Here is a 1450-nt window from a genome sequence, read left to right as displayed (position 1 = left end):
CTAGTAGGGCTTGGTCAGGTCGGTTTAACGGTGGCGTGTCCGTTGGCTGGTTGTGTCGTTGGCAGTGGGTGACACCTGGGGAGATGACGGAGGTCCGGGAGGACCTGGAGACGTTCACGGCGGAGATGTTCGAGGCGTTCACGCGCCGGGATCAGCAGCGTTGGGGGCGGGTCTATGTGCGTGGGCTGTTGATGGACGGCGGGCGCAAGTCGGTGGAGCCGATGGCAGCGCGGCTTGGTGAGGACGGGAACCGGCAGGCGCTGGCGCACTTCGTGACCACCAGCCCGTGGGATCCCGCGCATGTGCGGGCCCGGCTGGCCTGGCGGATGCAGGCAGAGCTGAAGCCAACGGCTGTGATCATCGACGACACGGGGTTCCTCAAGGACGGTGACGCCTCCGCGTGTGTGTCACGGCAGTACACCGGCACCGCGGGCAAGGTCACCAACTGCCAAGTCGGCGTCTCGCTGCACCTGGCCACCGACCACGCCTCCACCGCCGTCGGCTGGCGGCTGTTCCTCCCCAAGTCCTGGGACCCGGCCTCGGACAAGGCCGAACCGGCGAAGGTAGCCCGCCGGGAGCGTTGCCAGATCCCCACGGACCTCGGACACGTGGAGAAGTGGCAACTCGCCCTGGACATGGTTGACGAGACCCGCTCCTGGGGCGTGCACGTCCCGCTGGCCATCGCGGACGCCGGCTACGGCGACGCGGCGGCGTTCCGGCTGGGCCTGAACGAGCGCGGGCTGAACTACGTCGTGGGCATCTCCACGACTCTCAGCGCCCAGCCGGGCTCCGCCCGGCCCGTCACCCCGCCCTACAGCGGGACCGGACGGCCGCCGGTGGCCCGGTATCCCGATCCGGCGAAGAGCGTGAAGGCCCTGGTGACGGAAGCCGGGCGCAAGGCGGCCAGACCGGTCTCCTGGCGCGAGGGCTCGCGCCCGGGCAAGGGCCGTTCCGGGTTCAAGCGGATGTACTCGCGCTTCGTCGCGCTACGGATCCGTCCCGCCGGCCGCGAGATCCGCGACGCGACCGACGGCGTGGAACTGCCCGAGTGCTGGCTGCTGGCCGAGTGGCCCGCGAAGGAGCCGGAGCCGGTGCAGTTCTGGCTCTCCGACCTGCCCGCCGACACTCCGCTGACCACCCTGGTCCGCCTGGCCAAGCTCCGTTGGCGCATCGAGCACGACTACCGGGAGATGAAGCAGGCGTTGGGACTCGCGCACTTCGAGGGTCGAACGTTCACCGGCTGGCACCACCACGTCACTCTCGTCTCACTTGCCCACGCCTTCTGCACCCTGCGGAGGCTGGCCCAGGCCCCAAAAGAAACGGCACCGGCCTGAGCCTCTACCAGGTCGTCCGCGAGTTGCAGTTGATCCTCGCCACCTGGGCCGGCCAGTGTCCGACCTGCCACCGCGACATACCCACACCCATACGAACCTGACCAAGCCCTACTAGT

The 1450-nt window shown here is 69.1% G+C and carries 1 protein-coding gene; it reads left to right on the top strand.

The features are described from left to right. Nucleotides 1–83 precede the first annotated feature (83 nt). Entirely contained in the window at nucleotides 84–1334 is a 1251-nt protein-coding gene (locus ACWCXH_RS39890) for an IS701 family transposase (RefSeq protein WP_449806412.1), read from the top strand. Nucleotides 1335–1450 lie beyond the last annotated feature (116 nt).

Source organism: Kitasatospora sp. NPDC001660, assembly GCF_053596725.1.
Note: the sequence above shows the minus strand (reverse complement) of the source record. Positions and strands in the feature narration are given on the sequence as shown.